The sequence below is a fragment of the Micromonospora sp. NPDC047738 genome (assembly GCF_040642675.1).
GTDB lineage: Bacteria > Actinomycetota > Actinomycetes > Mycobacteriales > Micromonosporaceae > Micromonospora.
In genome coordinates, this window is sequence record NZ_JBEYSO010000008.1 from 123,786 (window position 1) to 136,862 (window position 13,077).

General features: G+C 70.1%; 20 protein-coding genes. 1 reads left to right on the top strand and 19 read right to left on the bottom strand.

The annotated features are described in order from the left end of the window. Positions 1 to 22 precede the first annotated feature (22 nt). Positions 23 to 1,213 (top strand): hypothetical protein, encoded by a 1,191-nt coding sequence (locus ABZ783_RS15530; protein WP_357438179.1) that lies wholly within the window; start codon positions 23 to 25, stop codon positions 1,211 to 1,213. A 25-nt stretch (positions 1,214 to 1,238) separates the two neighbouring features. Here ABZ783_RS15530 and truA read toward each other — a convergent pair whose 3' ends face one another. The 19 genes from truA to ABZ783_RS15625 all read right to left on the bottom strand — a co-directional run bounded on the left by truA (position 1,239) and on the right by ABZ783_RS15625 (position 13,077). Next, positions 1,239 to 2,072, bottom strand: a complete 834-nt coding sequence (truA, locus tag ABZ783_RS15535; protein ID WP_357438181.1) for a tRNA pseudouridine(38-40) synthase TruA — start codon at positions 2,070 to 2,072, stop codon at positions 1,239 to 1,241. A 74-nt stretch (positions 2,073 to 2,146) separates the two neighbouring features. Beyond that, the gene (gene rplQ / locus ABZ783_RS15540) at positions 2,147 to 2,704 is read right to left on the bottom strand and encodes a 50S ribosomal protein L17 (protein ID WP_357438184.1); all 558 of its coding nucleotides are present in this window, start codon (positions 2,702 to 2,704) and stop codon (positions 2,147 to 2,149) included. Positions 2,705 to 2,738: 34 nt separating this feature from the next. Beyond that, positions 2,739 to 3,761 carry a DNA-directed RNA polymerase subunit alpha gene (locus ABZ783_RS15545; protein WP_013735931.1) on the bottom strand — a complete coding sequence of 341 codons (1,023 nt, stop codon included), beginning with the start codon at positions 3,759 to 3,761 and terminating at the stop codon, positions 2,739 to 2,741. A 99-nt stretch (positions 3,762 to 3,860) separates the two neighbouring features. Then, complete coding sequence (gene rpsD, locus ABZ783_RS15550; RefSeq protein ID WP_357438186.1) at positions 3,861 to 4,487, bottom strand: 30S ribosomal protein S4; 627 nt, start codon at positions 4,485 to 4,487, stop codon at positions 3,861 to 3,863. A gap of 14 nt (positions 4,488 to 4,501) precedes the next feature. Next, a complete protein-coding gene (gene rpsK / locus ABZ783_RS15555; protein WP_007073011.1) occupies positions 4,502 to 4,909 on the bottom strand; it encodes a 30S ribosomal protein S11 in 408 nt (135 codons plus the stop codon). A gap of 18 nt (positions 4,910 to 4,927) precedes the next feature. Next, positions 4,928 to 5,308 (bottom strand): 30S ribosomal protein S13, encoded by a 381-nt coding sequence (gene rpsM / locus ABZ783_RS15560; protein ID WP_073834916.1) that lies wholly within the window; start codon positions 5,306 to 5,308, stop codon positions 4,928 to 4,930. Positions 5,309 to 5,571: 263 nt separating this feature from the next. Then, entirely contained in the window at positions 5,572 to 5,685 is a 114-nt protein-coding gene (gene rpmJ / locus ABZ783_RS15565) for a 50S ribosomal protein L36 (RefSeq protein ID WP_073834917.1), read from the bottom strand. Between the two features lie 93 nt (positions 5,686 to 5,778). Then, the gene (infA, locus tag ABZ783_RS15570) at positions 5,779 to 6,000 is read right to left on the bottom strand and encodes a translation initiation factor IF-1 (protein WP_007073013.1); all 222 of its coding nucleotides are present in this window, start codon (positions 5,998 to 6,000) and stop codon (positions 5,779 to 5,781) included. A gap of 268 nt (positions 6,001 to 6,268) precedes the next feature. Next, positions 6,269 to 6,769, bottom strand: a complete 501-nt coding sequence (locus ABZ783_RS15575; protein ID WP_357438190.1) for a DUF1707 domain-containing protein — start codon at positions 6,767 to 6,769, stop codon at positions 6,269 to 6,271. Positions 6,770 to 7,036: 267 nt separating this feature from the next. Beyond that, positions 7,037 to 7,888 (bottom strand): type I methionyl aminopeptidase, encoded by an 852-nt coding sequence (map, locus tag ABZ783_RS15580; RefSeq protein WP_357438192.1) that lies wholly within the window; start codon positions 7,886 to 7,888, stop codon positions 7,037 to 7,039. A gap of 89 nt (positions 7,889 to 7,977) precedes the next feature. After that, positions 7,978 to 8,631, bottom strand: a complete 654-nt coding sequence (locus ABZ783_RS15585) for an adenylate kinase (protein WP_073834919.1) — start codon at positions 8,629 to 8,631, stop codon at positions 7,978 to 7,980. Then, on the bottom strand, positions 8,632 to 9,960 hold the full coding sequence (secY, locus tag ABZ783_RS15590) for a preprotein translocase subunit SecY (protein ID WP_073834920.1): 1,329 nt from the start codon (positions 9,958 to 9,960) through the stop codon (positions 8,632 to 8,634). Positions 9,961 to 10,195: 235 nt separating this feature from the next. Further along, positions 10,196 to 10,639 carry a 50S ribosomal protein L15 gene (gene rplO, locus ABZ783_RS15595; protein ID WP_148793479.1) on the bottom strand — a complete coding sequence of 148 codons (444 nt, stop codon included), beginning with the start codon at positions 10,637 to 10,639 and terminating at the stop codon, positions 10,196 to 10,198. Further along, positions 10,639 to 10,821: a 50S ribosomal protein L30 gene (rpmD, locus tag ABZ783_RS15600; RefSeq protein ID WP_302771512.1), complete on the bottom strand. Its 183-nt coding sequence runs from the start codon at positions 10,819 to 10,821 to the stop codon at positions 10,639 to 10,641. The genes rplO and rpmD overlap by 1 nt, the downstream gene beginning before the upstream one ends. Then, positions 10,821 to 11,435, bottom strand: coding sequence for a 30S ribosomal protein S5 (gene rpsE, locus ABZ783_RS15605; protein WP_073834922.1), 615 nt, complete (start codon positions 11,433 to 11,435; stop codon positions 10,821 to 10,823). The genes rpmD and rpsE overlap by 1 nt, the downstream gene beginning before the upstream one ends. Positions 11,436 to 11,468: 33 nt before the next feature. After that, the gene (rplR, locus tag ABZ783_RS15610; protein ID WP_073834923.1) at positions 11,469 to 11,858 is read right to left on the bottom strand and encodes a 50S ribosomal protein L18; all 390 of its coding nucleotides are present in this window, start codon (positions 11,856 to 11,858) and stop codon (positions 11,469 to 11,471) included. Beyond that, positions 11,855 to 12,397, bottom strand: a complete 543-nt coding sequence (rplF, locus tag ABZ783_RS15615) for a 50S ribosomal protein L6 (RefSeq protein WP_073834924.1) — start codon at positions 12,395 to 12,397, stop codon at positions 11,855 to 11,857. Before rplF ends, rplR begins: the two co-directional genes overlap by 4 nt. A 16-nt stretch (positions 12,398 to 12,413) precedes the next feature. Further along, positions 12,414 to 12,821, bottom strand: a complete 408-nt coding sequence (gene rpsH, locus ABZ783_RS15620) for a 30S ribosomal protein S8 (protein ID WP_013288624.1) — start codon at positions 12,819 to 12,821, stop codon at positions 12,414 to 12,416. Between the two features lie 70 nt (positions 12,822 to 12,891). Next, a complete protein-coding gene (locus ABZ783_RS15625; protein WP_007073023.1) occupies positions 12,892 to 13,077 on the bottom strand; it encodes a type Z 30S ribosomal protein S14 in 186 nt (61 codons plus the stop codon).

The following is a 13,077-nucleotide window of genomic DNA, read 5'->3' on the forward strand; positions in this document are numbered from 1 at the left end:
AATGGGTCCTAGGGTAACGCACATGGTGTATCGGTACGAGTCCGATGAGGACGGCTTCCTGGAGTACCCGAGGCCCGGGTCGGAGCCGTCCGTACCCGCGGCACCTTCACCCGCGGGCCCCTCGCCGTCCCGCTTCCCCACTCCGTCGCTGCCCCCGCCGGTGCGGCGCACCCGACCGCCCGTCGACGTCACCCCGGCCCCGGCCCCGGCGGCGGCCCGGCAGGCGACCGCTCCGGTCGCCACCCGGGCCACCGGGCCGACGCCGCCGCCGACGTCCACCGCCGCACCGCATCGGGAGGCAGCGCCGCCGGTGTCCACCACCCCGGGCCGCCCATCCGCGCCGGCCGCGGAGCCCCCCGTCACCCACCCGGCCGACGAGCTGGACCTGGCCGAGCCCGCCAGGCCCATCCGCAGGCGCGGCGGCGGCCGGACCTGGCAGGTGCTGATCGGCGGCGCCGCCGTGCTGGTGCTGCTCGCGCTCTGCGGCCTGGCCGTCGCCGCCCTGCTGCAGGAGCGGACCGGCAACCCGCAGGCCGGCCAGCAGACCGGGCAGCCCGTGGTGGAGCAGTCGGCCGCGGCCGACGGGAAGGACCTGGACTCCCGGGACACCGACCAGTCGGCGCTCACCGCCAAGGAGGTCTTCCCGGGCCGGCAGCTCGTGGTAGCCAGCGGCCAGCCGGCCTACCAGGTGCTCAAGTCGCAGTCCAGCGGCAGCTGCGCGGTCGCGGCGACCGGTGAGATCGCCGACCTGCTCGTCCGCCTCGGCTGCAACCAGGTGGTCCGGGCGACCCTCCGCTCCCCTGACGGGGACTACCTGATCACCGCCGGCCTGTTCAACCTGACCGACGTGGCCAGCGCCCAGCGGGCCCGGGACCGGATGCGGCAGCTGCTCGACGAACGGCAGGGCCGGCTGCAGGGCATGTCGGTCGACAACAGCACCGAAGCCGTGGCGAAGGCCGCCGCCCGGGTGGGCTGGCAGGTACGCGGGCACTACCTCGCCTACTGCCTGGTCACCCGCGCGGACGGGCAGCGGATCAGCTCCACCGACGCCAACGCGCGCGACATCCTGTACGACCTGATCGAGGTCCACCTGAACCGCGGCGTGCTGGAGCGCCGGGCGAACGGCGGGGTGGCCAGCCAGCCCACCCAGCCGCAGACCGACGACAGCGCCGGCCAGAACGCGACCGACCAGCGGAGTCCCCGCAACAACTGACCGGCGGCCCGGCGCCGGAAGGACGTCAGCCCTCGGCGACCGGGACCCGGAGCCGGCGGGTGAGATCGGCGCGGCGGGCGTACTCGGCGGGGTCGTCCGGATAGCCGACGGCGACCAGGGTCAGCCCGTGCGCCGGGGCCACGGTCACCTCGCTGGACCGTTCTCGCCGGCTCAGCAGGCTGGCCGGCCACTCCACCGGCCGGCGACCGTCCCCGGCGACCAGCATGGCGCCGACCAGGCTACGCACCATCGCCTGGCAGAACGCGTCGGCCTGCACCGTGGCGACCAGGATCCCGTCCGGGTCGCGCCGCCAGTCCAGCCGGGTCACCTCGCGCAGCGTGGTGGCGTTCTCCTTGCGCCGGCAGTACGCGGCGAAGTCGTGCTCCCCCACCAGGCCGGCGGCGGCGGCGTTCAGCGCCGCCAGGTCCAGCGCCTTCGGCCAGGCGAGGGTGTCGGTGCGGCGCAACGGCTCGGCACCCCACGGAGCGTCGGTGACGCGGTACTCGTAGCGGCGGAAGGTGGCCGAGAAGCGGGCGTCGAAGTCGGCCGGAACCTCGGTCATGGCGCGTACCCGCACGTCGGGCGGGAGCAGCCGGGCCAGGCGGCGCAGCAGGCCCCCCTCGTGCTGCCGCCACCCGGCGGTCGGCAGGTCGAGGTGGCAGACCTGCCCGGTGGCGTGCACGCCGGCGTCGGTGCGGCCGGCCACGGTCAACCCGGTCGCGGTGCCCGCGCCGAGGATCAGGTCCAGCGTCTCGACCAGCACCCCGGCGACGGTGCGCCGGGTGGGCTGGGCGGCCCAGCCGGAGAAGCCGGTGCCGTCGTACGAGACGTCCAGCCGCAGCCGGGTCCGCTCGTCCACCTCGTACCTCCCGTTGACGGCGTCGGGCCCGGCACCCCACGAAGGGATGCCGGGCCCGACGATGCTGCCTCTGCTCAGGCCTTGTTCTCGTTGGCCTCGTCGCTGTCCTCGCGGGCGGCAGCGGTGTCACCGGAGACGTGCACCGGCGGCTCGGAGTCCTGGTCGGCCGGGGCCGACGCCGGGGTCTCCTCGGCCGGGGCCAGGGCCTCGACCTTGTCCTGCTGCGCGGCCTTGCGGGCGGCGGTCTTCTTGTTCGCCTTCGGCTCGGCGACCTGAAGCTCCTCCACCAGCTCGATGATCGCCATCGGAGCGGCGTCACCCTTGCGCGGGCCGGTCTTCACGATCCGGGTGTAGCCACCGTTGCGGTTGGCGTACCGGGGCGCGATCTGGTCGAACAGGGTGTAGACCACGTCCTTGTCCTTGACGACGGCCAGCACCCGCCGACGCGAGGCGAGGTCGCCCCGCTTGGCCTTGGTGATCAGCTGCTCGGCCAGCGGACGCAGCCGCCGGGCCTTCGTCTCGGTGGTCTGGATCTTGCCGTGCTGGAACAGCGAGGTGGCCAGGTTGGCCAGCATCAGCCGCTCGTGCGCGGGGCTGCCGCCGAGGCGGGGGCCCTTGGTGGGCGTGGGCATTGTTGGTGCTCCTCAGATGTGGCGGCAGCCGGACTTAGAGCTGCTCGGTCTCGCGGTAGTCGTCGGTGTCGTAGTCGGCTTCGCCGAAGGCGTCCACGACGTGCGCCGGGTCGAAGTTCGGGGCGGAGTCCTTCAGCCCCAGGCCCATCCCGGCGAGCTTCATCTTGACCTCGTCGATCGACTTCTGACCGAAGTTCCGGATGTCGAGGAGGTCCGCCTCGGTACGCCCGATCAGCTCACCAACGGAGTTGATGCCCTCGCGCTTGAGGCAGTTGTAGGAGCGGACGGTGAGGTCCAGCTCCTCGATCGGCAGAGCCAGGTCGGCCGCCAGCTGGGCGTCCTGCGGGGACGGCCCGATGTCGATGCCCTCAGCGGTCTCGTCCAGCTCCCGGGCCAGCCCGAACAGCTCCACCAGCGTCGAACCGGCCGAGGCCAGCGCGGTACGCGGGCCCATCGACGGCTTGGTCTCGACGTCGATGATCAGCCGGTCGAAGTCAGTCCGCTGCTCGACCCGGGTCGCCTCGACCCGGTAGGTCACCTTGAGCACCGGCGAGTAGATCGAGTCGACCGGGATCCGGCCGATCTCCGCGCCCGCCTGCTTGTTCTGCGCCGCCGTGACGTAGCCCCGGCCCCGCTCGACGGTCAGCTCCATGTCGAGCCGGCCCTTGCCGTTCAGGGTGGCGAGCTTCAGGTCCGGGTTGTGCACGGAGACACCGGCCGGGGGCTGGATGTCACCGGCGGTCACGTCGCCCGGGCCCTGCTTGCGCAGGTACATGCTGACCGGCTCGTCGTGCTCGGAGCTGACGCAGAGCTCCTTGATGTTCATGACGAGCTCGACCACGTCCTCCTTGACCCCGGGGATCGTGGTGAACTCGTGCAGCACGCCGTCGATCTTGATCGAGGTGACGGCCGCACCGGGGATGGACGACAGCAGCGTACGCCGCAGCGAGTTGCCCAGGGTGTAGCCGAAGCCCGGCTCCAGCGGCTCGATGGTGAACCGGGACCGGGTCTCGTTGATCGACTCCTCGGAGAGGGTCGGTCGCTGGCTGATGAGCATCTTTTCTCTTCTCTTCCGGGGCGCCCGCCATATGACGCCCACGACACAAACTGTTCCGGTGGCCCGCCCCCCGAGGGGGCGGGCCACCGCAACGAGCTCTTACTTCGAGTAGAGCTCGACGATCAGCTGCTCCTGGACCTGGGTGTCGATCACCTGGCGGGCCGGGAGCGAGTGCACGAGGATCTTCAGCTGGCTCGGGATGGCCTCCAGCCACGCCGGGACGGTCCGCGAGCCGGCCTCACCCTGCGCCACCAGGAACGGGGTGAGCTCCTTGCTCTTCGCACGCACCTCGATGATGTCGTGCTCCTTGACCCGGAACGACGGGATGTCGACCTTCTTGCCGTTCACCGTGAAGTGACCGTGCTTGACCAGCTGACGGGCCATGTCCCGGGACTTGGCGTAGCCGGCCCGGTAGACCACGTTGTCCAGCCGCGACTCGAGGATCTGCAGGAGGACCTCACCGGTCTTGGCCTGCTTGCCCACGGCCTCCTCGTAGTAGCCGCGGAACTGCTTCTCCAGCACGCCGTAGACCCGGCGGGCCTTCTGCTTCTCACGGAGCTGGAGCAGGTACTCCGTCTCCTTGGTGCGGCCGCGGCCGTGCTGCCCGGGCGGGAACGGCCGGGACTCGAACGGGCACTTCGGACCATCGCACTTGCTGCCCTTGAGGAACAGCTTCATCTTCTCCCGCCGGCAACGGCGGCAGTCAGCACCGGTGTAACGAGCCATCTCTCTCTAACCTCTCAGACCCGGCGACGCTTCGGCGGACGGCATCCGTTGTGCGGCTGCGGGGTGACGTCGGAGATCTGACCGACCTCGAGGCCCACGGCCTGCAGCGAGCGGATGGCGGTCTCCCGGCCGGAGCCGGGGCCCTTGACGAACACGTCGACCTTGCGCATGCCGTGCTCCATGGCCCGACGCGCGGCGGCCTCGGCGGCCAGCTGCGCGGCGAACGGGGTCGACTTGCGCGAGCCCTTGAAGCCGACCTGGCCCGCGGAAGCCCAGGAGATGACCGCACCGGTCGGGTCCGTGATGGACACGATGGTGTTGTTGAAGGTGCTCTTGATGTGCGCCTGCCCGTGGGCGACGTTCTTGCGTTCCTTGCGCCGGACCTTCTTGACGGCGGCTCCGGCACGAGCCTTCGGTGGCATAAGTCTGTGCGCTCCTAGTTACTTCTTGCCGGGCTTCTTCTTGCCGGCGACGGTCCGCTTCGGGCCCTTCCGGGTCCGCGCGTTGGTCTTGGTCCGCTGGCCACGCACGGGCAGGCCCCGGCGGTGCCGGATGCCCTCGTAGCAGCCGATCTCGACCTTGCGGCGGATGTCAGCGGCGACCTCGCGGCGCAGGTCACCTTCAACCTTGTAGTTGCCCTCGATGTGATTACGGAGCTGGACCAGCTCCTCATCCGTGAGGTCCCGAGCGCGCTTGTCCGGCGAGATGCCGGTGGCGGCGAGCGTCTCCAGGGCGCGGGTACGGCCGACCCCGAAGATGTAGGTGAGCGCGATCTCCATCCGCTTCTCGCGGGGGAGGTCCACGCCGACTAGACGTGCCATGTGCGGGCGTACTCCTCGTGATGTTGTGGCGGAGGTGTGGACCCGTCCCACCCCGCTACCGACCGTCCCTGTCCTTCCGGCGTCACGCGCCGGCGACCGGGATCGGTCGCTGCCCGAGCGGGCCCCGGCCTCCGACCGGGGGTCCACCACGAGGGGGTACGCGCTGCGTACCGCTCGCGGCTGGGACGAGCTGGTGATGTGTTTGTCGGGATCTGCCGCCCGGGCCTGTTCCGCCGCCGCTCGTCACGGTCGGCGGGAACGGCTCAGCCCTGGCGCTGCTTGTGGCGCGGGTCCTGGCAGATGACCATGACCCGGCCGTGCCGGCGGATCACCCGGCACTTGTTGCAGATCCTCTTGACGCTCGGCTTGACCTTCACGGTTGCCTTACTTCCCATCTGGCCCGGAGACGCGACGGTGCGCGACGCCGGACGTCGAAGACGGACACGGGGACTTCCCGGCCGTCGTCAGGCTTACTTGTAGCGGTAGACGATGCGCCCGCGGGTCAGGTCGTACGGCGAGAGTTCGACGACGACCCGGTCCTCCGGCAGGATGCGGATGTAGTGCTGCCGCATCTTGCCGCTGATGTGAGCCAGCACCTTGTGGCCGTTCGCGAGCTCCACGCGGAACATGGCGTTCGGCAGGGGCTCGATGACCCGACCCTCGATCTCGATGGCTCCGTCTTTTTTCGGCATGTCCTCCGCTGTCCTGACGTCGGTTGCTCCGGACGGCCCACAACGTCTTACACGGGTGAACTGACCAAGATCAGGAAACCCGCGCCAGCCGCGGCTCCAGCTCCCACCGAAGCGCTGGGTGGGCATGCCGGAGTGGACGCTGTGCGCCGATCAGAAAGTGTACGCCCGCCTGCGCGCCGTCGCCAAACCGGCCGCGCATCCGGCCACTCGACGGTGGAAATCCATCCGGCCTCGGCGACGTGCTGTGGCGCTGGCCACAGCACGTCGGTCACCGGCCCCGCCACCGTTCCCGCCGTGCCTGGCGGCGCTGGGTCGGGTGCGGCCCGCCGTCGGACACGCCCACCGTCCGCAACAGCAGGAGGGCGCCCCAAGGGCCGAGCACCCAGGCCGGCCAGTAGCCGGAGAAGTTGCCGGAGCCGATCGAGACGATCAGCCAGATCGGGATCAGCACGGCGGCCACCCGCAACCAGGGCGACCAGATCCCGAGCAGCCAGCCGGACGGGCGTGCCGCCGCGGCGGCCCCTCCCTCGCTCGCCGGCAGGGGGCCGGGCGGTGCGGGCGCCAGGGCGGATCGCTGCGCTGGCGCCGGACCCGGCAGGTCGGCCACGATCTCGGCCAGTTCGGCGTACGTCTTCGCGCCGTACGTCCGGCCCAACCGCTCGTCGTACTCGTGCAGGTCGAGCCGGCCCTCTTCCAGGGCCGTCCGGAGCCGTTCCGCCGTCGCCTGCCGGTCGGTGTCGGCCGCCCGCATCTCCCTCTCCCCGTCCATGAAGGCAAGCATGACAGCGCCGGGCCACTTCGCAGTAACGCCCCTGCCCGAACGATCGGCGCAGGCGGCCTGCGATCGACCGAGAACGCCCAATCGGCACGCTGGGAACCGGATGCCGCGAACGGATCGGACTCCCCGCCGGCCGGCGTCACCCCGCCTGGGCAACCGCCAGCAGCCCGAGGTGTCGCCGGCGCCACCGCCCGGCCGCCGACTCGTTCACACGTGCCTAGCGAAGGCAGGGTCGGCGCGGCCGACACCCGGAAACCGTCAGACCGCAGGCGAGTCGGCCGGCTGGCGGGCGGTGACCAGGTCGCCGAGCCGGGCCCGGCCGCCGTCCTCCGCGGTAAGCACCCACACACCGTCGTTCAGCAGGGCCATCGAGTGCTCGACGTGCGCCGCCACGGAGCCGTCCCGGGTGACCACCGTCCAGCCGTCGGCCTGCTCGACCGTACGCGGCGAGCCCATGGTGATCATCGGCTCGATCGCCAGCGCCATGCCGGGCACCAGCCGGGGGCCCTTGCCGGGGCGCCCGTGGTTGAGCACGTGCGGGTCCTGGTGCATCTCGGTGCCGATGCCGTGCCCGCCGTACCCGTCGACGATGCCGTAGCGGCCGGCCTTGCGGACCGCGTGCTCCACCGCGTGGGAGATGTCGGTGAGCCGGCCCTTCCCGCCGGCGGCACCCCGGGCGGCGGCGGCGATCCCGGCCCACATCGCGTCCTCGGCCACGGCCGCCATCTTCAGCAGGGCCGGGTCGGCCTCGCCGACGCCGACGGTGATCGCGGCGTCGCCGTGCCACCCGTTGAGCACCGCGCCGCAGTCGATCGAGATCAGGTCACCCTCGCGGAGCACCTGCTTGGACGACGGGATGGCGTGCACCACCTGCTCGTTGACCGAGGAACAGATCGACGCCGGGTAGCCGTGGTAGCCCTTGAACGACGGCACGGCACCGGCCTCCCGGATGGTGGCCTCGGCGATCGCGTCCAGGTCGGCCGTGCTCACACCGGGGGCAACCGCCTCCCGCATCCGACGCAGCGCGCGGGCCACCACCAGACCGGCAGCCCGCATCATCTCGATCTGGTCGGGGGTCTTCAGCTGGATGTCCAGCTGGGGACGACGCATGGAGGCGTTACCTTTCGTTGCGCGGAACAGCGGGGCACGTCGCACGTACCCCGCTGTTCGCACTCTATCCGCCAGAGGCCGGCGGGACGTCAGCCGCCGTAGGAACGGAGGGCGTCGATGGCGCGGACGGTGACGTCCTCCACCGGCCCGGTCGCGTCGATGCCGACGAGCTTGCCCTGGGCGCCGTAGTAGTCGACCAGCGGCGCGGTCTTCTCGGCGTACTCCCGGAGCCGGGCGGCGATGGTCTCCGGCTTGTCGTCGTCCCGCTGGAACAGCTCGGCGCCGCAGCGGTCGCAGATCCCCTCGCGGGTGGTGGCGTCGAACTCGACGTGCCAGATCTTGCCGCAGCCCCGGCAGGTACGCCGGCCGGACAGCCTCCGGATCACCTCGTCGTCGTCGACGACCAGCTCCAGCACCAGGTCCAGCGCGGTGCCGAGGTCGGCGAGGAGCTTGTCCAGCGCGGCGGCCTGCGGGGTGGTACGGGGGAAGCCGTCGAGCAGGAAGCCCTCACTGGCGTCCGGCTCGGCGAGCCGGTCCCGCACCATGTTGATGGTGACCTCGTCCGGGACCAGCTTGCCGGCGTCCATGTATCGCTTGGCCTCGACGCCGAGCGGGGTGCCCTGGGAGACGTTCGCCCGGAAGATGTCCCCGGTCGAGATCTTCGGCACCGACAGGTGAGCGGCGATGAACTCCGCCTGTGTGCCCTTGCCCGCGCCCGGCGGGCCAACCAGAACGAGTCGCATCTACCGCAGGAACCCTTCGTAGTTCCGCTGCATGAGTTGGCTCTCGATCTGCTTCACGGTCTCCAGACCGACGCCGACCATGATGAGCACAGCGGTGCCGCCGAACGGGAAGTTCTGGAACTGCTGGTTGTCGAGCCAGATGAAGAAGAAGTTCGGCAGGATCGCGATGATGCCCAGGTAGAGCGCACCCGGCAGGGTGATCCGGCTGAGGATGAAGTCGAGGTACTCGGCGGTCGGCTTGCCGGGGCGGATGCCCGGTACGAAGCCGCCGTACTTCTTCATGTTGTCCGCGACCTCGGTCGGGTTGAACGTGATCGACACGTAGAAGTACGTGAAGAAGATGATCAGCAGGAAGTAGATCGCGATGTGCTCCGGCGCGCTCGCCTTCACGATGTGGTTCTGGATCCAGGCCTGGGTCTTGCCCGGGTTGGTCTGGTCGAAGAACTGGAGCGCGAGCGTCGGCAGGTAGAGCAGCGACGAGGCGAAGATGACCGGGATGACGCCGGCCTGGTTCACCTTCAGCGGGATGTAGGTGGAGGTGCCGCCGTACATCCGCCGGCCGATCATGCGCTTGGCGTACTGCACCGGGATCCGGCGCTGGGCCTGCTCGATGAAGGTGACCGCGCAGATGACCACCAGCACCAGGGCGATGACGAGGAGGAACATCCCCCAGCCCTTGGTGGTCTTGATCTTCCAGCCCTCGCTGGGGAGCCGGGCGGCGATCGAGGTGAAGATCAGCACGGACATGCCGTTGCCGACGCCGCGGTCGGTGATCAGCTCGCCGAGCCACATCACCACACCGGTGCCGGCGGTCATGGTCATGACCAGGATGCCCAGGGTCAGCCAGTCCGGGATGCCGGTGTCTCGGGGGACGATCGGCCACTGGTCGCAGCGGTTCTGGAAGAGCTGCCCGGAGCGGGCCAGCGCCACGAACGCCGAGGACTGGAGGATGCCCAGACCCAGGGTCAGGTAGCGGGTGTACTGGGTGATCTTCGCCTGGCCGGCCTGGCCCTCCTTGCGGAGCTGCTCCAGCCGCGGGATGACCACGGTCAGCAGCTGCAGGATGATCGACGCGGTGATGTAGGGCATGATGCCCAGCGCGAAGACCGAGAGCTGCAGCAGCGCGCCACCGCTGAAGAGGTCCAGCAGGTTCAGCACGCCGGTGCCGCCGCCCTGGATGGCGTCGAGGCACTTCTGGACGTTGCCGTACGAGACGCCGGGGCTGGGCAGAGTGGCGCCGAGCCGGTAGACCGCGATGATGCCTACTGTGAACAGCAGCTTCTTGCGCAGGTCAGGCGTACGGAACGCACTGAGAAAGGCGGACAGCAACTTCTTCCTCCTGCGCGACGCGGGCCGCCGGTCTGATTCCTGGCGGATCCGGGGTGGGTGCCGGGCGAGTGCCCGATATCCATAGCTGGGATGGGACTCTAACAGCCCGATCCCGGTCGGGGCAGATGCGCCCGGCTACATAAAACGAATCCGATGTTACCCGGCGCACATTCGCCAGGTAGACCATGGCGCCCGCCCAGTCACGCGGACCTGAGCGGGCGCCATGTGTCGTGCCTTACAGCTCGGTGACCGAGCCACCGGCAGCGGTGATCTTCTCCTTGGCCGACGCGCTGAACGCGTGCGCCGACACCTGGAGGGCCACACCGCCGAGGTCGCCGGTGCCGAGCACCTTGACCGGCTGGCCCTTGCGGACCGCGCCGGCCTCGACCAGCTCGACCGGGCCGACCTGGCCGCCGTTCGGGAAGAGCTCGGCGAGCCGGTCCAGGTTGACCACCTGGAAGACGACCTTGAACTTGTTCTTGAAGCCCTTCATCTTCGGCAGGCGCATGTGGATGGGCATCTGCCCACCCTCGAACGCCGGCGAGATGTTCTTCCGGGCCTTCGAACCCTTGGTACCGCGGCCGGCGGTCTTGCCCTTGGAGCCCTCACCGCGACCCACCCGGGTCTTCTCGGTCTTGGCCCCCGGCGCCGGACGCAGGTGGTGGACCTTGATCGTCATTACTCGACCTCCTCGACCTTCACGAGGTGGTTGACCGCGAAGATCATGCCGCGGATCTCCGGCCGGTCCTCCTTGACCACCACGTCGTTGATCCGCTTGAGACCGAGCGAACGCAGCGAGTCACGCTGGTTCTTCTTGGTCCCGATCTCGGACCGGACCTGGGTGACCTTCAGGCGCGCCATCAGGAAGCCACCCCCGCCCGGGACGCCAGCATCGCGGCCGGCGCGACGTCCTCGACCGGCAGACCACGACGGGCCGCGACCGCCTCCGGCGACTCGAGCGCCTTCAGGGCCGCCACCGTGGCGTGCACGATGTTGATCGGGTTGGACGAGCCGAGGCTCTTGGAGAGCACGTCGTGGATGCCCGCGCACTCCAGCACGGCGCGCACCGGACCACCGGCGATGACGCCCGTACCGGCCGAGGCCGGCTTGAGCAGCACCACGCCGGCCGCGTCCTCGCCCTGCACCGGGTGCGGGATCGAGGCGCCGATCCGCGGCACCTTGAAGAAGTGCTTCTTGGCCTCCTCGACACCCTTGGCGATCGCCGCGGGCACCTCCTTGGCCTTTCCGTAGCCCACGCCGACGGTGCCGTCGCCGTCGCCCACGATCACCAGGGCGGTGAAGCTGAAGCGACGACCACCCTTCACGACCTTGGCGACGCGGTTGATCGCGACGACCCGCTCAAGGTGCGGGGTCTTCTCGACGGGCGCGTTTCCGCGGCCGCCCTCACGGCGGTTGTCGCGGCGACCACCCTCGTTGCCACCGGACCCGCCGCCACGGCGCTGTTGACCTGGCATCAGCAGCCTTCCTTCTCTCTCGTGACGGGGTTTCTAGAACTCGAGCCCGGCTTCGCGGGCGGCGTCGGCAAGCGCGGCGACCCGCCCCGCGTACCGGTTGCCACCGCGGTCGAAGACGACCTTCGAGATGCCGGCGGCCTTGGCCCGCTCGGCGAGCAGGGCGCCGACCTTGCCGGCCAGGGCGCTCTTGTCGCCCTCGGCGCCGCGCAGCGAGGCGTCCAGGGTCGAGGCCGACGCCAGGGTGTGACCCTTGGTGTCGTCCACGATCTGGGCGACGATGTGCCGCAGGGAGCGGGTGACGACCAGGCGGGGACGCTCGGCGGTGCCGCTGATGTTCTTGCGGACCCGGAAGTGCCGACGCGCACGCCCGACGGCACGCTTGGCGGCGACGCCGCGGCGGCGCTTGAGCAGCGTGGCGCTCACTTCTTACCTGCCTTTCCAGCCTTGCGGCGGATGACCTCGCCCTGGTACTTGACGCCCTTGCCCTTGTAGGGCTCCGGCGGGCGGATCTTCCGGATGTTGGCGGCGATCTCACCGACCTGCTGCTTGTCGATGCCGGCCACGTGGAACAGCGTCGGCTTCTCCACCGTGAAGGTGATGCCCTCCGGCGCCGGCACGAGCACCGGGTGCGAGAACCCGAGCGCGAACTCGAGGTCCTTGCCCTTGGCGGTGACGCGGTAACCGGTGCCGGCGATCTCGAGGCTCTTGCGGTAGCCCTCGGTCACGCCGACGATCATGTTGGCGACCAGCGTACGGCTCAGGCCGTGCAGCTCCTTGGCCTTGCGCTCGTCGTTCGGCCGGTTGACGTGCAGCGCGCCGTCCTCGCCCCGCTCCGCCGTGATCGGCTCGGCGAGGACGTGGGTCAGCTCGCCCTTCGGGCCCTTGACCTTGACGGTCTGGCCGTCGATCGTGATGTCGACGCCGGCTGGCACCGGGATCGACTTACGTCCAATACGCGACATTTCTACCTGTCTCCCGTTACCAGACGAAGGCGAGGACTTCCCCGCCAACGCTCCGCTTGCGGGCCTGCCGGTCGGTGAGCAGCCCCTGGGACGTCGAAATGATCGCCACGCCCAGCCCGCCGAGCACCCGCGGGAGCCCGTCCGACTTGGCGTAAACCCGCAGACCGGGCTTGGACACGCGCTTGATGCCGGCCAGGCTCCGCTCCCGGTTCTGGCCGTACTTCAGCTCGACGACCAGTCGCTTGCCGACGGCGCCCTCCTCGGGCTCCTCGACCGACCAGGTGGCGATGTAACCCTCGGCCTTGAGGACCTCGGCGATGTTCGCCTTGATCTTCGAGTAGGGCATCGTCACCCGGTCGTGGTACGCCTGGTTGGCGTTACGCAGACGCGTGAGCATGTCTGCGATCGGGTCGGTCATCGTCATGGAATTCGTCAGCCTTTCTCGCCGCGGTTCCCCGGGCACGCCCGGGGCCTACGGCGAAGAGCAATAGCTATTACCAGGAAGCCTTGGACACGCCGGGCAGCTCACCGCGGTGGGCCATCTCCCGGATGCACACCCGGCAGAGACCGAACTTGCGGTAGACCGCCTTCGGACGCCCGCACCGCTGGCAGCGGGTGTACGCGCGAACCGAGAACTTCGGCTTCGCGGCCGCCTTGAGGATCAGCGCCTTCTTGGCCAT